Origin of the sequence: Eremococcus coleocola DSM 15696 (assembly GCF_000428865.1) — a bacterium.
Taxonomy (GTDB): domain Bacteria; phylum Bacillota; class Bacilli; order Lactobacillales; family Aerococcaceae; genus Eremococcus; species Eremococcus coleocola.
This window is the reverse complement of the sequence record NZ_AUAT01000045.1, coordinates 1-3,246: the sequence shown is the minus strand read 5'-3', so window position 1 is coordinate 3,246 and position 3,246 is coordinate 1. Positions and strand designations below refer to the sequence as shown.

Here is a 3,246-nt window from a genome sequence, read left to right as displayed (position 1 = left end):
AAAGTGTACCCTGCATGGCGACGACCTACTCTCACAGGATCAAGTCCCACTACCATCGGCGCTAAGAAGCTTAACTACTGTGTTCGGCATGGGAACAGGTGTGCCCTTCTTGCCTTTATCACCACACAGTGCACTTTATGTCTCTTTGAATGACCTTGGTCACTCAAAACTGAATACCTCATCTCAACCTTAAAATTGTTCTTTGTGGTTAAGTCCTCGACCGATTAGTATTCGTCCGCTCCATACATTACTGTACTTCCACTCCGAACCTATCTACCTGATCGTCTTTCAGGGGTCTTACTTCTTACGAATGGGAAATCTCATCTCGAAGGTGGCTTCGCGCTTAGATGCTTTCAGCGCTTATCCTTCCCGCACATAGCTACCCAGCGATGCTCCTGGCGGAACAACTGGTACACCAGCGGTGCGTCCATCCCGGTCCTCTCGTACTAAGGATAGCTCTTCTCAAATTTCCTACGCCCGCGACGGATAGGGACCGAACTGTCTCACGACGTTCTGAACCCAGCTCGCGTACCGCTTTAATGGGCGAACAGCCCAACCCTTGGGACCGACTTCAGCCCCAGGATGCGATGAGCCGACATCGAGGTGCCAAACCTCCCCGTCGATGTGAACTCTTGGGGGAGATAAGCCTGTTATCCCCAGGGTAGCTTTTATCCGTTGAGCGATGGCCCTTCCATACGGTACCACCGGATCACTAAGCCCGACTTTCGTCCCTGCTCGACTTGTGGGTCTCGCAGTCAAGCTCCCTTCTGCCTTTGCACTCTGCGAATGATTTCCAACCATTCTGAGGGAACCTTTGGGCGCCTCCGTTACTCTTTAGGAGGCGACCGCCCCAGTCAAACTGCCCACCTGACACTGTCTCCCGTGGTCTACACGCGGGTTAGAGCGTTCCTGTCACAAGGGTAGTATCCCACCAGCGCCTCCTCGTAGACTGACGTCCACGATTCATCGGCTCCTACCTATCCTGTACATGCCACACAAACACTCAATATCAAGCTACAGTAAAGCTCCATGGGGTCTTTCCGTCCTGTCGCGGGTAACCGGCATCTTCACCGGTACTATAATTTCACCGAGTCTCTCGTTGAGACAGTGCCCAAATCGTTACGCCTTTCGTGCGGGTCAGAACTTACCTGACAAGGAATTTCGCTACCTTAGGACCGTTATAGTTACGGCCGCCGTTTACTGGGGCTTCAATTCGTACCTTCGCTTGCGCTAAGCACTCCTCTTAACCTTCCAGCACCGGGCAGGCGTCACCCCCTATACGTCACCTTTCGGTTTGGCAGAGAGCTGTGTTTTTGATAAACAGTCGCTTGGGCCTATTCACTGCGGCTGAAGTTGCCTTCAGCACCCCTTCTCCCGAAGTTACGGGGTCATTTTGCCGAGTTCCTTAACGAGAGTTCTCTCGCTCACCTGAGTGTTCTCCACTTGAAGACCTGTGTCGGTTTGCGGTACGGGTTACAATACATTCACTAGAAGCTTTTCTCGACAGTTTGATCTCCTACCTTCGCTACTCTAATTTCGCTCCAGGTCACACCTCAATGTTAAAGGTAAAAGCATTTGACTCTTACCACACCTTAGTGCTTCTACATCCATCCATCCGGATGCGTAGGTTAACCTCCTGTGTCCCTCCATCGCTCAAACATGTATTGTAAGTACAGGAATCTCTACCTGTTGTCCATCGCCTAGACCTGTCGGCTTCAGCTTAGGTCCCGACTAACCCTGGGCGGACGAGCCTTCCCCAGGAAACCTTCTTCTATCGGTGGACGGGATTCTCACCCGTCTTGCGCTACTCATACCGGCATTCTCACTTCTATACGCTCCACCACTCCTTACGGTATGGCTTCTCCGCCTATAGAACGCTCTCCTACCATCCTTACGGATCCACAGCTTCGGTGTATTGTTTAGCCCCGGTACATTTTCGGCGCAGGGTCACTCGACTAGTGAGCTATTACGCACTCTTTCAAGGATGGCTGCTTCTAAGCCAACCTCCTAGTTGTCTGGGCAACCCCACATCCTTTTCCACTGAACAATAACTTAGGGACCTTAGCTGGTGGTCTGGGCTGTTTCCCTTTCGACTACGGATCTTATCACTCGCAGTCTGACTCCCAAAGATACATGATGGCATTCGGAGTTTATCTGAATTTGGTAACCCTGAAGGGCCCCGCGTTCAAACAGTGCTCTACCTCCATCACGCTCACTTTGAGGCTATACCTAAATATATTTCGGAGAGAACCAGCTATCTCCAAGTTCGATTGGAATTTCTCCGCTACCCACAAGTCATCCAAACACTTTTCAACGTGTCCTGGTTCGGTCCTCCAGTGTGTCTTACCACACCTTCAACCTGCTCATGGGTAGGTCACTTGGTTTCGGGTCGATAACACCTGACTGTCGCCCTATTCAGACTCGCTTTCGCTACGGCTCCGTTTCTTCAACTTAACCTTGCCAACTATCATCACTCGCCGGTCCATTCTACAAAAGGTACGCCATCACCCCTTAACGGGCTCTGACTACTTGTAAGCACACGGTTTCAGGTACTCTTTCACTCCCCTCCCGGGGTGCTTTTCACCTTTCCCTCACGGTACTGGTTCACTATCGGTCACTAGGGAGTATTTAGCCTTACCAGATGGTCCTGGTGGATTCCGACGGAATTCCACGTGCTCCGCCGTACTCAGGATACTCCGTTCGTGTCGTTCGATTTCGTATACAGGGGTCTCACCTTCTCTGCCGCACTTTCCCACGTGCTTCTACTATCGATTGACAATCAAACTATGGAGTCCTACAACCCCATGGTGCATGCACCATGGTTTGGGCTCTTCCCTGTTCGCTCGCCGCTACTTAGGGAATCGATTTTTCTTTCTCTTCCTGCAGGTACTTAGATGTTTCAGTTCTCTGCGTTTACCTCGCTTACGCGTGACAGTCATTAACTGCCGGGTTCCCCCATTCGGATATCTCTGGATCTCAGCTTACTTACAGCTCCCCAAAGCATTTCGGTGTTCGTCCCGTCCTTCATCGGCTCCTAGTGCCAAGGCATTCACCGTGCGCCCTTTATTGCTTAACCACAATTTTTGCGCTAATTTTTACTTACATTTTTCATCTCGCATCTGTAAACAGATACGGACTCGGTCAATTTCTCGGTTGATTATATCATCATTTGATATGATCGTATTTCTAATCGTTCGCATCGAACAATTAGAAATGAGGTATTCAGTTTTCAATGATCAAAGTTTG

2 rRNA genes are annotated in these 3,246 nt (G+C 50.4%); both read right to left on the bottom strand.

What is annotated here, in order from left to right:
• Positions 1–12: 12 nt before the first annotated feature.
• A 5S ribosomal RNA gene (gene rrf, locus G396_RS0108515) occupies positions 13–126 on the bottom strand.
• A 78-nt stretch (positions 127–204) separates the two neighbouring features.
• Positions 205–3,076, bottom strand: a 23S ribosomal RNA gene (locus tag G396_RS0108510).
• Positions 3,077–3,246: the final 170 nt, after the last annotated feature.